Source organism: Streptomyces sp. NPDC008163, from assembly GCF_042956885.1.
In the GTDB taxonomy this organism is placed as follows: domain Bacteria; phylum Actinomycetota; class Actinomycetes; order Streptomycetales; family Streptomycetaceae; genus Streptomyces; species Streptomyces drozdowiczii_A.
Genome location: NZ_JBIBHG010000015.1, coordinates 160,196 through 180,167, shown reverse-complemented (window position 1 = coordinate 180,167; position 19,972 = coordinate 160,196). Strand labels below are relative to the sequence as shown.

Sequence of the window (19,972 nt, the reverse complement as noted above, 5' to 3'; positions counted from 1 at the left end):
CCTTCTGGTCCCCCGCCACGTTTCCGGTACGTGCACAGTGACATCACGGTGACAGGGTGTGGTGACCGCCGGGGTGCGGCTACCATGACCGGCACAGGGACGGGCGGCGTAAGGGAGTCGTCCCCCGGGGCGGCGCCCGGTGCAATTCCGGGGCGAGGAGGACGGGCCATGGTGCAGAAGGCCAAGATCCTCCTGGTCGATGACCGGCCGGAGAATCTGCTGGCGCTGGAGGCCATCCTCTCTGCGCTCGATCAGACACTGGTACGGGCATCGTCAGGGGAGGAGGCGCTCAAAGCGCTGCTCACGGACGACTTCGCGGTGATTCTGCTGGACGTCCAGATGCCGGGCATGGACGGTTTCGAAACCGCCGCGCACATCAAGCGGCGGGAACGGACCCGGGACATCCCGATCATCTTCCTCACCGCGATCAATCACGGTCCGCACCACACCTTCCGGGGTTACGCGGCCGGCGCGGTGGACTACATCTCGAAGCCGTTCGACCCATGGGTGCTCCGCGCCAAGGTCTCGGTCTTCGTCGAGCTGTACATGAAGAACTGCCAGCTGCGGGAGCAGGCGGCGCTGCTGCGGCTCCAGCTGGAGGGCGGCGGCCAGACCAACGCCCAGCAGGAGCGGGAGCCCGCCGGTCTGCTGGCCGAGCTCTCCGCGCGGCTCGCGGCCGTCGAGGAGCAGGCGGAGGCGCTGTCGAAGCAGCTCGACGACGAGTCCGCCGACGCGGGCGCGGTGGCGACGGCCGCTCATCTCGAACGGAAGCTGACCGGGCTGCGCCGCGCGCTCGACGCGCTGGAGCCGGGCACCGGCGGGGCGTCGGCGGCTGTTCCCACGTAACGGCGTACCCGCCTTCTGCCCGGGGCCTCTTCGGGCGTGACCGGGGCAACTGGCGGGCGGCTGCGGGGTTTCCGTGCGCGCCCGCCGGTGAGGGCGCGTCAGTTTCCGGCTCGCGCAGGGCGACACGGACGGGTGAACCGGTACGCGCACGTGTTCACAGGCGTCGACACCGGTAACCTCGGCCCCATGGCCTCACGTACGTCCGGCAAGGGTTCCCAGGGCACGGCGGGCACCGCGAAGCGCGTCGGCGGTGGCCCGGGTCCGGCGAAGAAAGCCGCGCCCGCCAAGAAGACCGCAGCGAAGAGGGCGCCCGCGAAGAAGGCCCCGGCCAAGAGGACCGCGGCGAAGAAGGCCGCCCCGCCTCGGCCGGTACCTTCGCCCACGAACGGGGTGTACCGGCTGGCGCGGGCTCTCTGGCTGGGCGCGGCCCACGGTGTCGGCGCGATGTTCCGCGGCATAGGGCGCGGCGCCAAGGGCCTCGACCCCGCCCATCGCAAGGACGGCGTCGCGCTGCTGCTGCTCGGCCTCGCGCTGATCGTCGCCGCGGGCACCTGGTCGAATCTGCGCGGCCCGGTGGGCGATCTGGTGGAGATGCTGGTCACCGGGGCGTTCGGCCGCCTCGACCTCCTCGTACCGATACTGCTGGGCGCCGTCGCGGTGCGGCTGATCCTCTATCCCCAGCGGCCCGAGGCCAACGGCCGCATCGTCATCGGCCTCTCCGCCCTGGTCGTCGGCGTGCTCGGGCAGGTCCACATCGCGTGCGGTGCGCCGGGGCGCGACGAGGGAACCGAGGCCATGCAGGACGCGGGCGGCCTCATCGGCTGGGCCGCTTCCAAGCCACTGATCTTCGCCATGGGCGAGGTGCTGGCCGTGCCGCTGCTCCTGCTGCTCACCGTCTTCGGGCTGCTGGTCGTCACGGCGACCCCGGTGAACGCCATCCCGCAGCGGCTGCGGCTGCTCGGCGTCAAGCTGGGCATCGTGGAGCCGGCCTACGACCCCGATGCCCAGGACGGCGAGGACGACGAGCGGTACGACGAGCAGTGGCGCGAGACGCTCCCGCCCCGCTCCCGCCGCTCCCAGGCCCCCGACGCGTACGACCCGGACCTCGCGGAGACCGAGGCGCTGACCAAGCGCCGCAGGCCGCGCAGGCCGTCGGTGCAGCCGGCGATGAACCGCACGATGGACGCGGTGGACGTCGCGGCCGCCGCTGCCGCCGCGCTGGACGGGGCCGTGCTCAACGGCATGCCGCCCTCGCCGGTCGTCGCCGACCTGACCCAGGGCGTCTCGGTGGACCGCGAGCGGACGGGCACCCCGGTGCCGGGCGCCCGGGAGGCGGAGACGGGCGGCAAGTCCGCCGGGAAGCGCACGGAGGCCACGCCCGGGGCCGGGGTGCCCGATCTGACCAAGCCGGCCCCCGAGCCCCCCGAGCCGCAGTCGCTGCCCGCCCGGGCCGAGCAGCTCCAGCTCTCCGGCGACATCACGTACTCGCTGCCCTCGCTCGACCTGCTGGAGCGCGGCGGACCCGGCAAGACCCGGAGCGCCGCCAACGACGCGATCGTCGCCTCGCTGACCAACGTGTTCACCGAGTTCAAGGTGGACGCCGCCGTCACCGGCTTCACCCGCGGGCCGACGGTGACGCGGTACGAGGTGGAGCTCGGCCCGGCCGTGAAGGTCGAGCGGATCACGGCGCTCACCAAGAACATCGCGTACGCCGTCGCCAGCCCCGATGTCCGCATCATCTCGCCGATCCCGGGCAAGTCCGCGGTCGGCATCGAGATCCCCAACTCCGACCGGGAGATGGTCAACCTCGGCGACGTGCTGCGGCTGGCGGACGCGGCCGAGGACGACCACCCCATGCTCGTCGCGCTCGGCAAGAACGTCGAGGGCGGCTATGAGATGGCCAACCTCGCGAAGATGCCGCACGTCCTGGTGGCCGGTGCGACCGGTTCCGGCAAGTCGTCCTGCATCAACTGCCTGATCACCTCGATCATGGTGCGGGCCACTCCGGAGGACGTCCGGATGGTCCTGGTCGACCCGAAGCGCGTCGAGCTCACCGCGTACGAGGGCATCCCGCACCTGATCACGCCGATCATCACCAACCCCAAGAAGGCCGCCGAGGCGCTCCAGTGGGTCGTACGGGAGATGGACCTTCGCTACGACGACCTCGCGGCCTTCGGCTACCGGCACATCGACGACTTCAACCACGCGGTGCGCACCGGCAAGCTCAAGACGCCCGAGGGCAGCGAACGGGAGCTCGCGCCGTACCCGTATCTGCTGGTGATCGTCGACGAGCTGGCCGACCTGATGATGGTCGCCCCGCGCGACGTCGAGGACTCGATCGTCCGCATCACCCAGCTGGCCCGCGCCGCCGGCATCCACCTGGTGCTCGCCACACAGCGGCCCTCGGTGGACGTCGTCACCGGTCTGATCAAGGCGAACGTGCCCTCGCGGCTCGCCTTCGCCACCTCCTCGCTCGCCGACAGCCGCGTCATCCTGGACCAGCCCGGCGCCGAGAAGCTCATCGGAAAGGGTGACGGTCTGTTCCTGCCGATGGGGGCGAACAAGCCGACCCGTATGCAGGGTGCCTTCGTCACCGAGGACGAGGTCGCGGCCGTCGTCCAGCACTGCAAGGACCAGATGGCCCCGGTCTTCCGCGACGACGTCGTGGTCGGCACGAAGCAGAAGAAGGAGATCGACGAGGACATCGGCGACGACCTCGACCTGCTGTGCCAGGCGGCCGAGCTGGTCGTCTCCACCCAGTTCGGATCGACCTCGATGCTCCAGCGCAAGCTGCGGGTCGGCTTCGCCAAGGCCGGGCGGCTCATGGACCTGATGGAGTCGCGCAACATCGTCGGACCGAGCGAGGGCTCCAAGGCGCGCGACGTCCTGGTGAAACCCGACGAGCTCGACGGGGTGTTGGCACAGATTCGTGGGGAAACCGCTTCGTAAGAGTTTTGCGGGCAACCGTTTCGCCGGGCCGTACGTCAAGTTGAAGGGAAGGACGGAACGTCCTTCCCCGGGGCGTCCCGACGAAACCGGCTCTGTTCGAATCTGATGGCGTACAAAGTCCACCCGCCCGGTTGCCCCACCCTTTCGTACCCCCCCTAGACTGAACACCCAGCAGGTGGCTCACGCTCGAAAGGCGCCCCCGTGTCCATCGGCAACTCCCCCGAAGACGACCGGCCTTCGATCGGCCGAGTGCTTCAGCAGGCTCGTCTGGCCGCAGGTCTCACGGTCGAAGAGGTCAGCACGTCCACCCGGGTGCGCATCCCCATCGTGCACGCGATCGAGCAGGACGACTTCTCCCGCTGCGGCGGCGACGTGTACGCCCGCGGCCACATCCGTACGTTCGCCCGTGCCGTCGGCACCGATCCGGAACCGCTGATCGCGCAGTACGACGCCGAGCACGGCGGCCGTCCCGCGCCCACACCGGCGGCGCCGCTGTTCGAGGCCGAACGCATCCGCTCCGAACCCCGCAGGCCCAACTGGACGGCGGCCATGGTCGCGGCGATCGTCGCCGTGATCGGCTTCGTCGGCTTCACCTTCTTCAAGGGCGGCGACGACGGGCCGTCGACCGCCGGCCGTGTGGCCGAGGGGCCGACCTCCGACAAGATCGCCCCGAAGCCCTCCGCCAGCAAGCCCGCCGACCCCAAGCCGGCCCCGTCCGAGAGCGCCATCGCCGCGGCGCCCCAGGACAAGGTCACCGTCAAGCTCAGCGCCACCCAGGGCAAGAGCTGGATCTCGGCCAAGGACCACAACGGCCGGGCCCTCTTCGACGGCACCCTCCAGCAGGGCGAGTCGAAGACCTTCCAGGACAAGGAGCGCGTCGACCTCATCCTCGGCAACGCGGGCTCGATCGAGCTCTTCGTGAACGGGAAGAAGGTCGAGGACCAGTTCAAGCCCGGACAGGTCGAACGCCTCTCGTACACCAAGGGCGACCCCGAGGTCGGCTGACCGGTCACCCGGAGACATCGCGGCGCGGCGAGCGCCCGGCCACCGTGCCGGGCGCTCGCCGTCTTTGTCACCGTGGGTAACGGCGCAACCCTCCGCGGCGGGGTCGGTGCCGGGACAAAGTAGTCTTGAGTCCATGCCCGAACGCCGTACCGTCGCCCTTGTCACTCTTGGCTGCGCCCGTAACGAGGTGGACTCGGAGGAGCTCGCAGGCCGCCTGGCAGCGGACGGCTGGGAGCTCGTCGAGGATGCCTCCGATGCCGATGTCGCCGTCGTCAACACCTGTGGGTTCGTCGAGGCCGCCAAGAAGGACTCCGTCGACGCCCTCCTCGAAGCCAATGATCTGAAGGACCACGGCCGCACCCAGGCCGTCGTCGCCGTCGGCTGCATGGCCGAGCGCTACGGCAAGGACCTCGCCGAGGCCCTGCCGGAAGCGGACGGCGTCCTCGGCTTCGACGACTACGCCGACATCTCCGACCGCCTCCAGACCATCCTCAACGGCGGCATCCACGCCTCCCACACCCCCCGCGACCGCCGCAAGCTGCTGCCGATCAGCCCCGCCGAGCGGCAGGACGCCGCCGTGTCCCTGCCCGGCCACGCGCAGGAGATCGCCCCGGCCCCCGCCGACCTGCCGGAGGGCGTCGCCCCGGTCTCCGGGCCGCGCGCGCCCCTGCGCCGCCGGCTGGGCACCAGCCCCGTCGCCTCGGTCAAGCTGGCCTCCGGCTGCGACCGGCGCTGCTCCTTCTGCGCCATCCCGTCCTTCCGCGGCTCCTTCATCTCCCGCCGCCCCTCGGACGTGCTGGGCGAGACCCGCTGGCTCGCCGAGCAGGGGGTGAAGGAGGTCATGCTGGTCTCCGAGAACAACACCTCGTACGGCAAGGACCTCGGGGACATCCGTCTCCTGGAGACCCTGCTGCCCGAGCTCGCGGACGTCGACGGCATCGAGCGCATCCGCGTCAGCTACCTCCAGCCCGCCGAGATGCGGCCCGGCCTGATCGACGTCCTCACGTCGACCCCGAAGGTCGCGCCCTACTTCGACCTGTCCTTCCAGCACTCCGCGCCCGGCGTGCTGCGGGCGATGCGCCGCTTCGGCGACACCGACCGCTTCCTGGAGCTGTTGGACACGATCAGGGGCAAGGCGCCGCAGGCCGGTGCCCGGTCCAACTTCATCGTCGGCTTCCCCGGTGAGACCGAGGACGACCTCGCGGAGCTGGAACGCTTCCTCACGGGCGCCCGTCTGGACGCCATCGGCGTCTTCGGCTACTCCGACGAGGACGGCACCGAGGCGGTCGGCTACGACAACAAGCTCGACGCCGACGTCATCGCGGAGCGCCTCGCGCACATCTCGCAGCTCGCCGAGGAACTGACCTCGCAGCGCGCCGAGGAGCGCATGGGCGAAACGCTCCAGGTGCTCGTCGAGTCCGTCGAGCCCACCGACGACGAGCCGCGCGCCTTCGGCCGCGCCGCGCACCAGGCGCCCGAAACGGATGGCCAGGTGCTCTTCACCACACGCGAGGGCCTGGTCCCGGGCCGTATGGTCGAGGCAAAGGTCGTGGGCACCGAAGGCGTGGACCTGATCGCCGAGTGCAGTGAGCTTGGGGAGGTAGCCAGATGACCGGAGTCCCGGCATCCGCGGCAGGCGGTTCCGGCGCGACGCCGGTCCGCGGCGGAAAGCTGGGCGCCGCTGCGGTCAATCAGGCCAGTCTGTGGAACATCGCCAACCTCCTGACGATGGCCCGGCTCGTGCTCGTCCCCGGCTTCGTGGTGCTGCTGCTCCACAACGGCGGGTACGACCCGGCCTGGCGCTCCTTCGCCTGGGCCGCCTTCGCCATCGCCATGATCACCGACCTGTTCGACGGGCATCTGGCGCGCACGTACAACCTGGTCACCGACTTCGGGAAGATCGCCGACCCGATCGCCGACAAGGCGATCATGGGCGCCGCGCTGATCTGTCTGTCGTACCTGGGCGACCTGCCCTGGTGGGTCACGGGCGTCATTCTCTTCCGCGAGCTGGGCATCACGCTGATGCGGTTCTGGGTGATCCGGCACGGGGTCATTCCGGCCAGCCGTGGCGGCAAGATGAAGACGCTCGCGCAGGGGACGGCCGTCGGGATGTACGTCCTGGCGCTGACCGGTCCGCTGGCCACCTTGCGCTTCTGGGTGATGGCCGTGGCCGTCGTGTTGACGGTCGTCACCGGTCTCGACTACGTCCGCCAGGCCGTCGTGCTGCGGCGCCAGGGCCTCGCCGCGGAACGGGCGGCAGAGGAGGCGCCCGAGGCCGTCTCCGAGGAGACCGGCGCGGTCACCGAGGCCGCGGGGGCCCGGGGCCCGGCGGAGGCCGAGCGGTGACTACGGCGGGCCGGGTGCTGCGGCTCCTCGTCGAGCGGGGGGAGACCCTCGCCGTCGCGGAGTCGCTGACCGGCGGCCTGGTCGCGGCCGAACTGACGTCCGTACCGGGTGCCTCCCAAGCCTTCAGGGGCTCGGTGACGGCTTACGCGACCCCCCTCAAGAGTGAAGTCCTGGGGGTGGACGCCGGGCTCCTGGCGGAGCGCGGGGCGGTCGACGCGGACGTCGCGCGTCAGATGGCGACAGGCGTACGGCGGACTCTGGGCGCAGACTGGGGAGTGGCGACCACCGGTGTCGCCGGCCCCGAACCACAGGACGGCCGGCCCGTCGGAACGGTCTTCGTCGCGGTCAGCGGCCCGGACGGCACCGAGAAAGTGTCCGCGCTGAGGTTGAACGGCGACCGGGCGGACATCCGTAAGAAGAGCGTACGAAGCGCGCTCGACCTGCTCTCAGGCGAACTCCACGAGAATGCGAGCGCACAGGATACGGAAGAGAACGGGGGGAATTGATGTTTGCAGCCCTGAGTGAACACGACATCGCTCCCCGCACGGCCGCAGCGCTAGGCGGTACGGTGGGGCGTGAAGGATGCGGCTACGCGGTCCGAGGAGGGAGCCACCGATGATTCTGCTCCGTCGCCTGCTTGGTGACGTGCTGCGTCGGCAGCGCCAGCGCCAAGGCCGTACTCTGCGCGAAGTCTCCTCGTCCGCCCGAGTTTCGCTCGGCTATCTCTCCGAGGTGGAGCGGGGGCAGAAGGAGGCATCCTCCGAACTGCTCTCCGCCATTTGCGACGCGCTTGACGTACGGATGTCCGAGCTCATGCGTGAAGTGAGCGATGAGCTGTCCCTGGCCGAACTGGCCGAGTCGGCAGCGGCCAGCGATCCGGTACCTGTACCGGTGCGCCCCATGCTCAACTCCGTCTCCGTTACCTCGGTGGCGGGTGTACCGACGGGGCGGGTGACCATCAAGGCGCCCGCGGAAGCGGTGGATGTCGTCGCCGCCTGACCGATCGGTTCGGTGTGAAGCCGAGGCCCCGGTTCTCCCCCTCTTGTGGGGGGAGAACCGGGGCTTTCGCGTGCATGGATGTGGTTTTGGTGTGTCTGTGCGTGTGTCAGCGGGGCGATGGGGGGCAGGCGCGTGGATGAGAGACCGAGAGACCTTCCGAACGGACTTGTCGAAGTCATCGGACGCTTTCTCGAATGACCGTTTTGCTTCGTTTGTGCCATCGTGGGTGGTGCTGAACGGAACGGATTCCAGATCGGAGACGTGCATGTCTGTGGTGAAGAGCCCACTGTCCGAGACCGACCTCAAGACCGTCGGAGACGCCCTCCAGGGCGCTCTGGTGGATCTCCTCGACCTTTCTCTGGTGGCCAAGCAGGTCCACTGGAACGTGGTCGGGCCGCGGTTCAGGTCCGTGCACCTCCAGCTCGACGATGTCGTGGACACCGCCCGCCAGCACTCCGACACGGTCGCGGAGCGCGCGTCGGCGATCGGCGTCAACCCGGACGGCCGAGCCGCGACGATCGCCAAGAGCACGGCCATCGCTTCCGTGTCCGAGGGCTGGATCAAGGACGTGGACGCGGTGAAGACCCTGGTCGACGCCCTGGGCGTGGTGATCGGGCGGATGCGCGAGCGCATCGAGGTGACCGAGTCGCCGGACCCGGTCAGCCAGGATCTCCTGATCACGCTGACCGCCGAGCTCGAGAAGCACGCGTGGATGTTCCAGGCCGAAAGCGCCTGAGCGCGCGTCGGCACCCATCAGATTTCACCAACGGAGGTAAGAGCATGAGGAACGAAGGCGCGAAGGACAAGGTCACCGGCAAGGCGAAGGAAGCCATGGGCAAGATGACCGGCGACCGTCGCAAGGAGGCCGAGGGCAAGGCGGACCAGGCCAAGGGCTCGGCCAAGGACGCGATGGACGGTGCGCGCGACCGCGCGGACGGTGTCAAGGACTCTCTGAAGAACGACAAGGACTGACCCGTCCTCGGCGAGCCCCCACCCGCGCGGTGGGGGCTCCGCGCTGAGAGGGGTCGGTGGGGGAGTGCGACCACGCCGTGCGCGCCGGAGGCGCAACGGTGCGCTCTCGCCCCGGAGGGACGGGCGCGACTAGGGTCCTTCGTTTGGATCAAGCCGGAGGAGGCAGCCATGGTTCGGCGATGGGTGCCCGCGCTCGTTCTCTGCGGCGCGTGGTGGTGGGCGGTGCTGCGACTGATAGTGGCCCCGGGGCACGCGGGGGCGGTCGAGGGAGCGGTGGTGGCGGGCGGCTGGGGGCTCAGCCTCCTGCCGGTGCACGTGGCCGCGACCGCCAGACCCCTCGGGATCTTCGACGCGGGCACGGGCCTGCTGCGGCGCGGCACGGCATGGGCCCGGAGGCGGGCGGGCGCGTGGCGGCGCTGGGTGGTCAGGTAGGGGCTGGGACGGATCGGGCCGTGTGGACTGCCCGGGCTGATCCTTCGACAGCAGGGGTACGTCAGGTGGGTCCCGGGCCGGTCTGGCAGCTGGGACACCAGTAGGCGGGGCGGTCGTCCTGTTCGGCCGCGCGGATGGGGGTTCCACAGCGCAGACAGGGGCGGCGCGTCCGGCCGTAGACCCAGAGGTTCTCGCTCGGCCTGCGCGTACGGGCGGCGTTCGCGAGGGTACGGGAACGGCCCCCGGCCGTCGTGACACGGTTCGGGCGGTCGCGGTTGGCGTCGAGCAACTGGTGCGCCGTGCTGACCAGCAGGGGCGCCGTCCGGGCGGGCAGCTCGCCGATGGGGAGCCAGGGGGTGGCCCGGGCCAGGAAGCAGAGCTCGGCCTTGTAGATGTTCCCGATGCCCGCCAGGTTGCGCTGGTCGAGCAGCGCCTCGCCGAGGGGGCGGGCGGGGTCGCTCAGGAGATTCCGCAGCGCCGCGTCGGCGTCCCAGTCCGGCCCGAGCAGATCGGGGCCGAGATGGCCGACCGCCTGCTCCTCGTCCTGGCTGCGCATGAGCTCCAGGACCGGGAGGCGGTAGCCGACGGCGGTGTGGGCCGCGTTGCCCAGGACGGCCCGGATCTGATGGGCGGGGCCGCCGCGCCAGCGCTCGCCCGGTGCGTAGATCCGCCAGGCGCCGTCCATCCGGAGGTGGCTGTGCAGGGTGAGACCGCCCTCGATCCGGGTCAGCAGGTGCTTGCCCCGGGCGGTGACGTCGAGGACGGCCCGGCCGGTGAGGTCGGCGGTGGCGAACCGGGGGACGCGCAGGTCGGACGTGGTCAGGACCTGACCGGCCAGCGCGTGATGCAGCCGCGCGGCGGTCTGCAGGACGGTGTCTCCTTCGGGCATGCCTCCATGATGCGTGGGGCGGAGTGCTGTGGTGCGAAAGGTGGCGTTACGCGCGCAGGCGCAGGCCCCTCGGGGTGGCGAGGAAGCCGGCCGCCTCCAGGGCGCGCCCCAGGGGCGAGGTCAGGGACGAGGCGCCGTTGGTGCGCTCGACGGTCACCGTGCCGAGGGCCCCCGCCCGGGCGGCCGAGGCCAGCGCCCCGGCCGCCGCCCGGAGCGCGGGGTCGTCCGGGTCGGTCGGCCAGGCCAGCAGCGTCTTGCCGCCGCGCTCCATGTACAGCGTCAGCTCACCGTCGACCAGGACCACGAGGGAGCCCGCCTTGCGGCCCGGCTTGTGCCCGGCCCCGTCCGGCGGCTCCGGCCACGGCAGAGCGGCCCCGTACGCGTTGGCCGGGTCGGACGCCGCGAGGACGAGGGCGCGGGGGTCGGCGCCCGGCTCCGTACGGTCCCGGGCCGTGGACACCGCGCGGAGCCGGTCGACCGCGCCGTCCATCGCGAACTGGGCGGCCCCCAGCCCCTCCACGACGTACCCCCGGCGCGCCTGCCCGTTGTCCTCGAAGGCCGACAGCACCCGGTAGGCCGCCGAGAAGCCGCCCTCGACGCCCTCGGCCTGCACCGCGCCCCGGGTCACCACCCCGTGGCGGTCGAGCAGCGCGCGCGCCAGGGCGTGGGCGCGGTGGGTGGGCTCGGGCTCGATGTCCGGCAGCAGGGACCAGCGGCCCGAGACGGTGGGCGGCCCGGTGCGCGAGGCCGGGCGGGCGGCGGCGGTGAGGGTGCCGTAGCGGCCGCGCGGTACGTTCCGGCGGGCGCGGTGCGCGGTCGAGCCGGCCGTGCGGCCCGAGCCCAGGAGGGAGCGCAGTGGCGCCAGGGTGTCGTTGGTGAGCCGGCCGGACCAGGCGAGGTCCCACAGGGCGTCCGCCAGCTGCGGATCGGTGCAGTCGGGGTGGGTGGTGGCGCGGACCTGGTCGGCGATCTGGCGGAAGAACAGGCCGTAGCCGCCGCCGAGCGCGGTCAGCACTGACTCGTGCAGCGCGGTCAGCTCCAGCGGGCGCGGCGGGGGGAGGAGCAGCGGTGCGCTGTCGGCGAGGTAGAGGGAGATCCAGCCGTCCTTGCCGGGGAGGGCGCCCGCACCGGCCCAGACGACCTCGCCGGTGGTGGTCAGCTCGTCCAGGAGCGCGGGGGTGTATCCCGTGACCCGGCCGGGCAGGACGAGCCGTTCCAGCGCGGAGGCGGGCACGGGCGCCCCCTGGAGCTGCTCGACGGCGCGGGCCAGTCCGTCGATGCCGCGCAGGCTGTTGCCGCCGAGATGCTGCCACTGCGGCAGGAACCCGGCCAGGGCGGCGGGCGGGACCGGCTCCAGCTCATGGCGGAGGGCGGCCAGCGAACGGCGCCGCAGCCGCCGCAGCACCGTGGCGTCGCACCACTCCTGGCCGATGCCCGCGGGGTGGAACTCGCCCTGGACGATGCGGTCGGACGCCGCGAGCCGTTGCAGCGCCCCGTCGGTGACGGCCGTGCCGAGGCCGAACCGGGCCGCCGCCGCGGTGGAGGTGAACGGGCCGTGCGTACGGGCGTACCGGGCGAGGAGGTCGCCCAGGGGGTCCTTCACCGGCTCGGTGAACGCCTCGGGGACGCCGACCGGGAGTGCCGTGCCCAGGGCGTCGCGCAGCCGGCCCGCGTCCTCGATCGCCGCCCAGTGGGCCGCGCCGGCGATCCGGACGCGGATGGCGCGGCGGGCGGACTCCAGCTCCTTCGCCCAGCCGGCCTCGGCCCCGCGCCCGGCCAGCTCCTCGTCGGTGAGCGGGCCGAGGACCCGCAGCAGGTCCGCGACGCCCTCGGCGTCCTTGACCCGGCGGTCGTCCGTCAGCCACTGGAGCTCCCGCTCCAGCTCGGTCAGCACATCCGCGTCGAGCAGTTCGCGCAGCTCCGCCCGGCCCAGCAGCTCGGCGAGGAGCCGGGAGTCCAGGGAGAGCGCGGCGGCGCGCCGTTCGGCGAGCGGCGAGTCGCCCTCGTACAGGAACTGGGCGACGTAGCCGAAGAGGAGGGAGCGGGCGAACGGGGAGGGCTCCGGGGTGGTGACCTCGACCAGGCGGATGCGCCGGGCCTCCAGGTCGCCCATCACCTCCGTGAGTCCCGGGACGTCGAAGACGTCCTGGAGGCATTCGCGGACCGCTTCGAGAACGATGGGGAAGGAGCCGAACTCGGAGGCGACCTGGAGGAGCTGTGCGGCCCGCTGGCGCTGCTGCCAGAGCGGGGTGCGTTTGCCGGGGCTGCGGCGCGGAAGCAGCAGCGCTCTGGCGGCGCACTCGCGGAACCGCGAGGCGAACAGGGCGGAGCCGCCGACCTGGTCGGTGACGATCTGCTCGATCTCGCCCTTGTCGAAGGCCACATCGGCGGCGCCGACCGGGGGCTGGTCGCTGTCGAAGGCGGTGTCGGCCGGGGCGAGCGGTGCGGAGGCGCCCCGGCCCGGCTCCTGTACCGGGTCGTTCGCCGGGTCGAAGTCCAGGAGGTCGAGGCCCATCATGTCGGCGTCGGGCAGCCGCAGCACGATGCCGTCGTCGGCGTGCATGACCTGGGCGTCCATTCCGTACCGCTCGGCGAGGCGGGCGCTCAGCGCCAGCGCCCACGGGGCGTGCACCTGCGCGCCGAACGGGGAGTGCACGACGACCCGCCAGTCGCCGAGCTCGTCCCGGAAGCGCTCGACCAGGATGGTCCGGTCGTCCGGGACATGACCGCAGGCCCGGCGCTGCTCGTCGAGATACGCCAGGACGTTGTCGACGGCCCAGGTGTCCAGGCCGGCGGAGAGCAGGCGGTCGCGGGCGTCCTCCGGGGAGAGCCCGCCGAGTTCGCGCAGGAAGGCTCCCAGGGCGCGGCCCAGCTCCAGCGGGCGGCCCAGCTGGTCGCCCTTCCAGAACGGCAGCCGCCCGGGGACACCGGGCGCGGGGGAGACGAGGACCCGGTCACGGGTGATGTCCTCGATGCGCCAGGAGGTCGTGCCCAGCGTGAAGACGTCGCCGACCCGGGACTCGTAGACCATCTCCTCGTCCAGCTCACCGACCCGGCCGCCGCCCTTCTTGGGGTCCGATCCGGCGAGGAACACCCCGAAGAGGCCGCGGTCCGGGATGGTCCCGCCCGAGGTGACGGCGAGGCGCTGGGCACCGGGCCGGCCGGTGACCGTCCCGGCGACGCGGTCCCAGACGACGCGGGGCCGCAGCTCCGCGAAGGCGTCGGACGGATAGCGGCCGGCGAGCATGTCGAGGACCGCGGTGAACGCCGACTCGGGCAGCGAGGCGAAGGGTGCGGCCCGGCGGACCACCGCGAGCAGGTCGTCCGCCTGCCAGCTGTCCAGGGCGACCATCGCGACCAGTTGCTGGGCCAGCACGTCCAGTGGATTGGCCGGAACGCGCAGCGCCTCGATGGAGCCCGTCCGCATCCGTTCGGTGACCACGGCCGCCTGCACCAGGTCGCCGCGGTACTTCGGGAAGACGACACCGGTGGAGACCGCGCCCACCTGGTGGCCGGCTCGGCCGACCCGCTGGAGGCCGGAGGCGACGGAGGGCGGCGACTCGACCTGGATCACCAGGTCGACCGCTCCCATGTCGATGCCCAGCTCCAGGCTGGAGGTCGCGACCACGGCGGGCAGCCTTCCCGCCTTCAGGTCCTCCTCGACCTGGGCGCGCTGCTCCTTGGAGACCGAGCCGTGGTGGGCGCGGGCGAGCAGGGCGGGAGCGCCCTTGGCCGCGCCGGACTCCGCCATGATCTCGGCGGGGGAGTGGGCCTCGGGCATCGTCTCGCCGGTGGCTCTCTCGTACGCGATCTCGTTGAGCCGGTTGCACAGGCGCTCCGCGAGGCGGCGGGAGTTGGCGAAGACGATCGTGGAGCGGTGCGCCTGGACGAGATCGGCGATCCGCTCCTCCACATGCGGCCAGATCGACGGCTTCTCGGCCTCCCCCGAGGTGTCGTCGGTGGCGGGGGAGCCGCCCAGCTCGCCCAGGTCCTCGACGGGCACGACCACGGACAGGTCGAACTGCTTGCTGGACGGCGGCTGGACGATCTCCACCTTGCGCCGTGGGGAGAGGAAACGCGCCACCTCGTCGACCGGCCGGACGGTGGCCGACAGACCGATGCGCCGGGCGGGCCGGGGCAGCAGCTCGTCCAGGCGCTCCAGCGATACGGCGAGGTGGGCGCCGCGCTTGGTGCCCGCGACCGCGTGCACCTCGTCCAGGATCACCGTCTCGATGCCGGACAGGGCCTCGCGGGCCGAGGAGGTCAGCATCAGGAACAGCGACTCGGGCGTCGTGATCAGGATGTCCGGGGGGCGGGTCGCCATCGAGCGGCGCTCGGCGGCCGGGGTGTCGCCCGACCGGATGCCCACCCTGACCTCGGGCTCCGGCAGCCCCTGACGCACCGACTCCTGGCGGATTCCGGTCAGCGGTGAGCGCAGATTGCGCTCCACGTCGACCGCGAGCGCCTTGAGCGGCGACACGTACAGCACGCGGCAGCGCTTCTTCGCCTCGGCCGGCGGGGGGACGGCCGCCAGCCGGTCCAGGGCGGCGAGGAAGGCGGCCAGCGTCTTGCCCGAGCCGGTCGGCGCTACGACCAGCACGTCCGATCCCTCGCCGATCGCCCGCCAGGCGCCTTCCTGGGCGGCGGTCGGCGCGCTGAAGGCCCCCGTGAACCAGCTGCGAGTGGCGGGGGAGAAGGAGTCGAGCGCGGAGCCGGTCATGCCCCCATCGTGCACCCCGCCACTGACAACGGCCCCGACAACCGGCGGGCGGGGTGCGGGACCGGCGGCCGGACCGCCCGCGAGCTGGGAGAATCCCCCCATGGCAGGAGCACAGCAACCGGGGGAGTGGGCGCGGCACTGGAGTTACGCGGAGCTGCCCGACCTCGACCTGCTGCGGGCCCGCTACATCCGGCACACCTTCCCGCGCCACAGCCACGAGGGCTATGTCGTCGCCACGGTGAGCCATGGCGTCGAGGACATCGGAACGCCCTCCGGGACGCTGCACGCGGGCCCCGGGACCGTCGTCATGATCAATCCGGAGGTGCCGCACACCGCCCGCGCGGGCGTCCCCGAGGGCTGGGTGTACGACACGCTCTACCCGTCCGCGCAGGTGATCAACGACATCGCCGCCGATACGACGCGTCTGCGCGGCACCGTCGGCTTCGCCGAGACCGGGGTGGCCGATCCGTACGCGGCCCGACTGATAGCCGAGGTCCACCGTGCGGCCGAGGAGGGCAACGCCCTGGCCGCCGACAGCGTGCTGCGGGTCGTCGTCACCCGCCTCCTCGCCCGGCACGGCACCGCGTTCCCCGTCTCGGCCCCCCGCGCCGCCGGTGCCCGAGACGCGGCACGCGCCCGGGCCCTCCTGGAATCCCGGATGGCCGAACCGCCGACCCTGGAGGCGCTGGCCGCCGAGCTGGGTACGAGCCCGTTCGCGCTGCTGCGCGCGTTCAAGAAGCAGTACGGGATGCCCCCGCACACCTGGCTCACCGACGCCCGGGTGCGGCGTGCGCGCCGGATGCTCGACGCGGGCACGGCCCCCTCGGCAGCGGCGGTGGAAGTCGGCTTCACCGACCAGCCGCATCTCAACCGTCACTTCACCCGGATCGTGGGAGTGCCCCCCGGCGCCTACCAGCGCGAACGTGCAAGAACGTACAAGACCGGTCCGGACCGGCCCCGGTAGCGTGCGGGACGTGGCAAAACAGACAGCACCCCTCTGCACCACCGCCGGCCCGCCCGGCGGCAGCACGCTCGACGCCGGAACCAAGCCGGACTCGGCCGTCGTACGCGACGCGCTCGGCGTCGGCATAGCCGTCGGCCTCTCCGGCTTCGCCTTCGGCGTCACCTCGGCGGGCTCCGGCCTGAGCCTGGTCCAGACGTGCGCGCTCAGCCTGCTCGTGTTCACCGGCGCCTCCCAGTTCGCCCTGGTCGGCGCGCTCGCCGCCGGCGGCAACCCGTACACCGCGGCCGCCGGGGCCTTCTTCCTCGGCGTACGCAACGCCTTCTACGGTCTGCGGCTCTCCCAGCTCCTCGCCCTGCCGCGTGCCCTGCGCCCGCTCGCCGCCCAGTGGGTCATCGACGAGACCACTGCCGTGACGCTGCCCCAGCCCACCCGGCGGGCCGCGCGGATCGGCTTCACCGTCACCGGGCTCACCCTCTACGTGCTGTGGAACCTGACCACTCTGGTGGGTGCCATGGGCGCCGAGGCGCTCGGCGACACCGACGCCTGGGGGCTCGACGCGGCCAGCCCGGCCGTCTTCCTCGCGCTGCTCGCCCCGATGCTGAAGTCCACGACGGAGCGCGTGACGGCGGCGCTCGCCGTCCTGCTCGCCCTCGGCCTCCTGCCGGTGCTGCCGGCCGGGGTGCCCGTCCTGCTGTCCGCGCTGGCCGCGCCCGTCGTCCTGTTCCTGATGGGGCGGGCCAAGCGGGACGGCACGGGCGGAACAGGGGCCGATGACGCCGGTGCGACCGGTGCGGAGGGCGGCCGATGAACGTCTGGATCGCCATCGCACTGACCTTCGTCGGCTGCTACCTGGCCAAACTCCTCGGCCTCCTGGTGCCGGCCGGCGCGCTGGAACGCCCGCTGGTGCAGCGCCTGGCCGCCCTGCTCCCAGTGGCCCTGCTCGCGGCTCTCACCGCCCAGCAGACCTTCGGCGACGGGCAGCACCTGGCCCTGGACGCCAGGGGCGCGGGCCTCGCCGCCGCGGCGCTCGCCCTTGTCCTGCGCGCACCCTTCCTGGTGGTCGTGGGCGCTGCCGTGGTCGTCACGGCGGGGGTCCGGGCGATGGGCTAGGTGGCGCCCGCCCGGGAACGTAAGGGGCACGCCTCCTGGGGCTTGCCCCTTACCGGCGCGCTGTTCACGGCCGTGTGCCCTTCGGGCCGGGACGCGGCCGTCGGGCCGGGACGCGCCCCTCACGCCAGGACGGCCGTCAGGCCAGGGCGCGGCCGTGCGCCCTCAGCGTTTCCAGCGCCCTGAGGGTCACCAGGGGGCGCCCCTCCAGTGCCGTCCCGGGTGCCCACTGCCGCCAAGTGACCGGCCAGCCGCCGTCCGGCTCCTGCGCGGCGGCGAGATGGTCGAGCGAGTGCTCCATCTCTGTGTCGGAGAACCATCGCCGGGCGAGCGACGCGGGTGTACGGGCGTAGTCGTACGGGAAGTGCTGCTCGCCCGGTGCGTATCCGGGCGCCACCGGGTACTCCGCGCGCCGGTCCGGATCGAGCACGGCGAGCCGCTGGTCGCGTACCAGCCGCCCCAGCCGTTCAGCGGCGGCCTCCGCCCGGGGCTGGTCCGGCACCCCGTCGAGAAAGGCGACGGCCGCCTCGATCTCGTACGGATGCGACACCTCCAGGGCCTCCACGGCCGCCCAGCAGAAGTCGGTCGCCCGGAAGAGCCAGGCGTGCCACACCTCATTGCGGTGCAGCAGCCCGACGACGGGGCCGGTGGCCAGCAACTCGGCCGGCGGGTCGTCCACGATCGGGATGAAGGGCGCCGCCGGATAGTCGCGCTGGGAGGGCAGCAGCGCGGGCAGGGCGCCCTCCTTGGTGGACACCTCCGTCAGATAACGGCAGATCCGCTCCACCCGCAGCCCGCCGCACCGGCCGATGGAGTCCAGGACGCTCAGCGCGTGGGCGGTGTGCAGGGGCTGACTGACGGGGCCCCGCAGATCCGGTTCGAGCGCGTGGCCGTAACCGCCGTCCTCATTGGCATACGCGGTGAGGGCCGTCTCCACCGCGTCCGCGCCTCCCTCCAGGTATTGATGGGCGAACCGTCGCTGTTCGAGTACACGGGCCGTGAGCCAGATGAACTGTTCGGCCCGGTCGAGGGGATTTGTTCCAGTTGCAGCCATGGACCGACCGTAGGGCTTCGGGCCCCCGAGCAGGGCGGATGCGGCCCGGCTGCACTCTCAGGAGCGGGATACTGAGGGCATGCGGTTGACGATTTTCTGGGAACGGATGGCGGACCACTTCGGCGCGGCCTACGCGGACTCCTTCGCACGCGACCATGTGATGGCCGAGCTGGGCGGGCGTACGGTCCATGAGGCGCTGGCGGCCGGCTGGGAGGCGAAGGACGTCTGGCGCGGGGTGTGCGCCGCGATGGACATCCCCGCCGACCGGCGCTGACGCCGGGGGCGGTAAGGCCGCCTTCCAGGGTGCGCGAGGGATTGTCACCCACATAGGCGAGACTTGCTCCGTGGCCCCCACAGACGAGACCGCTCAGATCCAGCCGCCGCGCACGCCGCCCGTACCACCGGCCGCGCCACCGGCCCCGCCGTCCGGCGCCGGACCCGCCCGCATGCCCGCCTGGCTGCCGCGTGCCATGGTCCTCGCCCTCGCGCTCTACGCCTGCTTCCGGCTCGGCAGCTGGGCTTTTCACCAGCTCATCGGCCTGCTGATCAACGTGCTGATCGCCTTCTTCCTGGCGCTCGCCATCGAACCCGCCGTGAGCCGGATGTCCGCCCGCGGCATGCGCCGGGGCCTCGCCACCTTCCTCGTCTTCCTCCTCGTGATGATCGCCGGGGCCGGCTTCGTCGTCCTGCTCGGTTCGATGCTCGCGGGCCAGATCGTCGACATGGTGGAGGACTTCCCGAAGTACCTCGACTCGGTGATCAACTGGGTCAACCAGACCTTCCACACGGAACTCTCCCGTGTCGAGGTCCAGGACAGCCTGCTGCACTCCGACTGGCTGCAGAAGTACGTGCAGAACAGCGCGACCGGCGTGCTCGACGTCTCGGCGACCGTCCTCGGCGGCCTCTTCCGGCTGCTGACGATCTTCCTGTTCTCCTTCTACTTCGCCGCGGACGGCCCCCGGCTGCGCCGCGGGCTGTGCTCCGTGCTGCCCCCCGCCCGCCAGGCGGAGGTGCTGCGGGCCTGGGAGATCGCCGTCGACAAGACCGGCGGCTACCTCTACTCGCGCGGCCTGATGGCGCTCATCTCCGGCGTCGCGCACTACATCCTGCTGGCCGCCCTCGATGTGCCGTACGCGCCGGCGCTCGCGGTCTGGGTCGGCCTCGTCTCGCAGTTCATCCCCACGATCGGCACGTACCTCGCGGGCGCCCTGCCGATGCTGATCGCCTTCACCGTCGATCCCTGGTACGCGCTGTGGGTCCTCGGCTTCGTCGTGGTGTACCAGCAGTTCGAGAACTACATGCTCCAGCCCAAACTCACGGCGAAGACGGTGGACATCCACCCCGCCGTGGCCTTCGGCTCGGTCATCGCGGGCACGGCGCTCATGGGCGCCGTCGGCGCGCTGATCGCCATCCCGGCCGTGGCCACGCTCCAGGCGTTCCTCGGTGCGTACGTGAAGCGCTACGACGTCACGGACGACCCGCGCGTCCACGGCAGCCGACCGGGCGTGCGGGGCGAGCCTCTGTGGACGCGCCTGAGACGGATGCGTGCCGCCCTGGCGGGCGAGGACGGCCGGGAGGGCGACGGCGAGGCGGACGGCGGCGGGCCGGAGGGGCCTTCAGGGCCGACCGGCACCTGATTCGCGCTCTTCGGCTACCGGCGGCAGCGTCGCCTGCGGTCCCGGGAGGCGC

At 72.2% G+C, this 19,972-nt stretch carries 18 protein-coding genes; 15 read left to right on the top strand and 3 right to left on the bottom strand.

Going from position 1 to position 19,972, the window contains the following annotated elements:
- Positions 1-168: 168 nt before the first annotated feature.
- The 10 genes from ACFZAT_RS29275 (at position 169) to ACFZAT_RS29230 (ending at position 9,549) form a co-directional block, all read left to right on the top strand.
- Entirely contained in the window at positions 169-846 is a 678-nt protein-coding gene (locus ACFZAT_RS29275) for a response regulator (RefSeq protein WP_391268537.1), read from the top strand.
- A 186-nt stretch (positions 847-1,032) separates the two neighbouring features.
- On the top strand, positions 1,033-3,795 hold the full coding sequence (locus ACFZAT_RS29270; RefSeq protein ID WP_391268536.1) for a DNA translocase FtsK: 2,763 nt from the start codon (positions 1,033-1,035) through the stop codon (positions 3,793-3,795).
- A 201-nt stretch (positions 3,796-3,996) separates the two neighbouring features.
- Positions 3,997-4,800 carry a RodZ domain-containing protein gene (locus tag ACFZAT_RS29265; RefSeq protein WP_391268535.1) on the top strand — a complete coding sequence of 268 codons (804 nt, stop codon included), beginning with the start codon at positions 3,997-3,999 and terminating at the stop codon, positions 4,798-4,800.
- Positions 4,801-4,933: 133 nt separating this feature from the next.
- Positions 4,934-6,412 carry a 30S ribosomal protein S12 methylthiotransferase RimO gene (gene rimO, locus ACFZAT_RS29260; protein WP_391268534.1) on the top strand — a complete coding sequence of 493 codons (1,479 nt, stop codon included), beginning with the start codon at positions 4,934-4,936 and terminating at the stop codon, positions 6,410-6,412.
- Positions 6,409-7,146, top strand: coding sequence for a CDP-diacylglycerol--glycerol-3-phosphate 3-phosphatidyltransferase (gene pgsA, locus ACFZAT_RS29255; protein WP_391268533.1), 738 nt, complete (start codon positions 6,409-6,411; stop codon positions 7,144-7,146). The genes rimO and pgsA overlap by 4 nt, the downstream gene beginning before the upstream one ends.
- Positions 7,143-7,652, top strand: a complete 510-nt coding sequence (locus ACFZAT_RS29250) for a nicotinamide-nucleotide amidohydrolase family protein (protein WP_391268532.1) — start codon at positions 7,143-7,145, stop codon at positions 7,650-7,652. The genes pgsA and ACFZAT_RS29250 overlap by 4 nt, the downstream gene beginning before the upstream one ends.
- A 109-nt stretch (positions 7,653-7,761) precedes the next feature.
- Positions 7,762-8,145 carry a helix-turn-helix domain-containing protein gene (locus ACFZAT_RS29245; protein ID WP_018105285.1) on the top strand — a complete coding sequence of 128 codons (384 nt, stop codon included), beginning with the start codon at positions 7,762-7,764 and terminating at the stop codon, positions 8,143-8,145.
- 265 nt (positions 8,146-8,410) lie between these two features.
- Positions 8,411-8,881, top strand: coding sequence for a ferritin-like domain-containing protein (locus ACFZAT_RS29240; protein ID WP_391268531.1), 471 nt, complete (start codon positions 8,411-8,413; stop codon positions 8,879-8,881).
- Positions 8,882-8,925: 44 nt separating this feature from the next.
- Positions 8,926-9,117: a CsbD family protein gene (locus ACFZAT_RS29235; protein WP_391268530.1), complete on the top strand. Its 192-nt coding sequence runs from the start codon at positions 8,926-8,928 to the stop codon at positions 9,115-9,117.
- Between the two features lie 168 nt (positions 9,118-9,285).
- The gene (locus ACFZAT_RS29230) at positions 9,286-9,549 is read left to right on the top strand and encodes a hypothetical protein (protein ID WP_391268529.1); all 264 of its coding nucleotides are present in this window, start codon (positions 9,286-9,288) and stop codon (positions 9,547-9,549) included.
- Between the two features lie 61 nt (positions 9,550-9,610).
- On the opposite strand, the gene ACFZAT_RS29225 is transcribed toward ACFZAT_RS29230, so the two are convergent.
- Positions 9,611-10,438, bottom strand: coding sequence for a DNA-formamidopyrimidine glycosylase family protein (locus ACFZAT_RS29225; protein WP_391268528.1), 828 nt, complete (start codon positions 10,436-10,438; stop codon positions 9,611-9,613).
- A gap of 46 nt (positions 10,439-10,484) precedes the next feature.
- Positions 10,485-15,158 (bottom strand): DEAD/DEAH box helicase, encoded by a 4,674-nt coding sequence (locus tag ACFZAT_RS29220; protein WP_391268527.1) that lies wholly within the window; start codon positions 15,156-15,158, stop codon positions 10,485-10,487.
- Between the two features lie 100 nt (positions 15,159-15,258).
- On the opposite strand from ACFZAT_RS29220, the gene ACFZAT_RS29215 reads away from it, so the two are divergent.
- From ACFZAT_RS29215 to ACFZAT_RS29205, 3 genes are read left to right on the top strand one after another with little or no spacing between them, the layout of a single operon-like run.
- The gene (locus ACFZAT_RS29215; RefSeq protein WP_391268526.1) at positions 15,259-16,122 is read left to right on the top strand and encodes an AraC family ligand binding domain-containing protein; all 864 of its coding nucleotides are present in this window, start codon (positions 15,259-15,261) and stop codon (positions 16,120-16,122) included.
- Between the two features lie 10 nt (positions 16,123-16,132).
- Positions 16,133-16,930, top strand: a complete 798-nt coding sequence (locus ACFZAT_RS29210) for an AzlC family ABC transporter permease (RefSeq protein WP_391268525.1) — start codon at positions 16,133-16,135, stop codon at positions 16,928-16,930.
- Positions 16,927-17,232 carry an AzlD domain-containing protein gene (locus tag ACFZAT_RS29205; protein WP_391268524.1) on the top strand — a complete coding sequence of 102 codons (306 nt, stop codon included), beginning with the start codon at positions 16,927-16,929 and terminating at the stop codon, positions 17,230-17,232. Before ACFZAT_RS29210 ends, ACFZAT_RS29205 begins: the two co-directional genes overlap by 4 nt.
- A gap of 136 nt (positions 17,233-17,368) precedes the next feature.
- Here ACFZAT_RS29205 and ACFZAT_RS29200 read toward each other — a convergent pair whose 3' ends face one another.
- Entirely contained in the window at positions 17,369-18,283 is a 915-nt protein-coding gene (locus tag ACFZAT_RS29200; protein ID WP_391268523.1) for a hypothetical protein, read from the bottom strand.
- A gap of 79 nt (positions 18,284-18,362) precedes the next feature.
- On the opposite strand from ACFZAT_RS29200, the gene ACFZAT_RS29195 reads away from it, so the two are divergent.
- Together ACFZAT_RS29195 and ACFZAT_RS29190 are read left to right on the top strand one after the other, a co-directional pair.
- A complete protein-coding gene (locus tag ACFZAT_RS29195) occupies positions 18,363-18,557 on the top strand; it encodes a DUF3046 domain-containing protein (protein ID WP_073967377.1) in 195 nt (64 codons plus the stop codon).
- Between the two features lie 172 nt (positions 18,558-18,729).
- On the top strand, positions 18,730-19,920 hold the full coding sequence (locus ACFZAT_RS29190; RefSeq protein ID WP_391268545.1) for an AI-2E family transporter: 1,191 nt from the start codon (positions 18,730-18,732) through the stop codon (positions 19,918-19,920).
- The last annotated feature ends 52 nt before the right edge of the window (positions 19,921-19,972 follow it).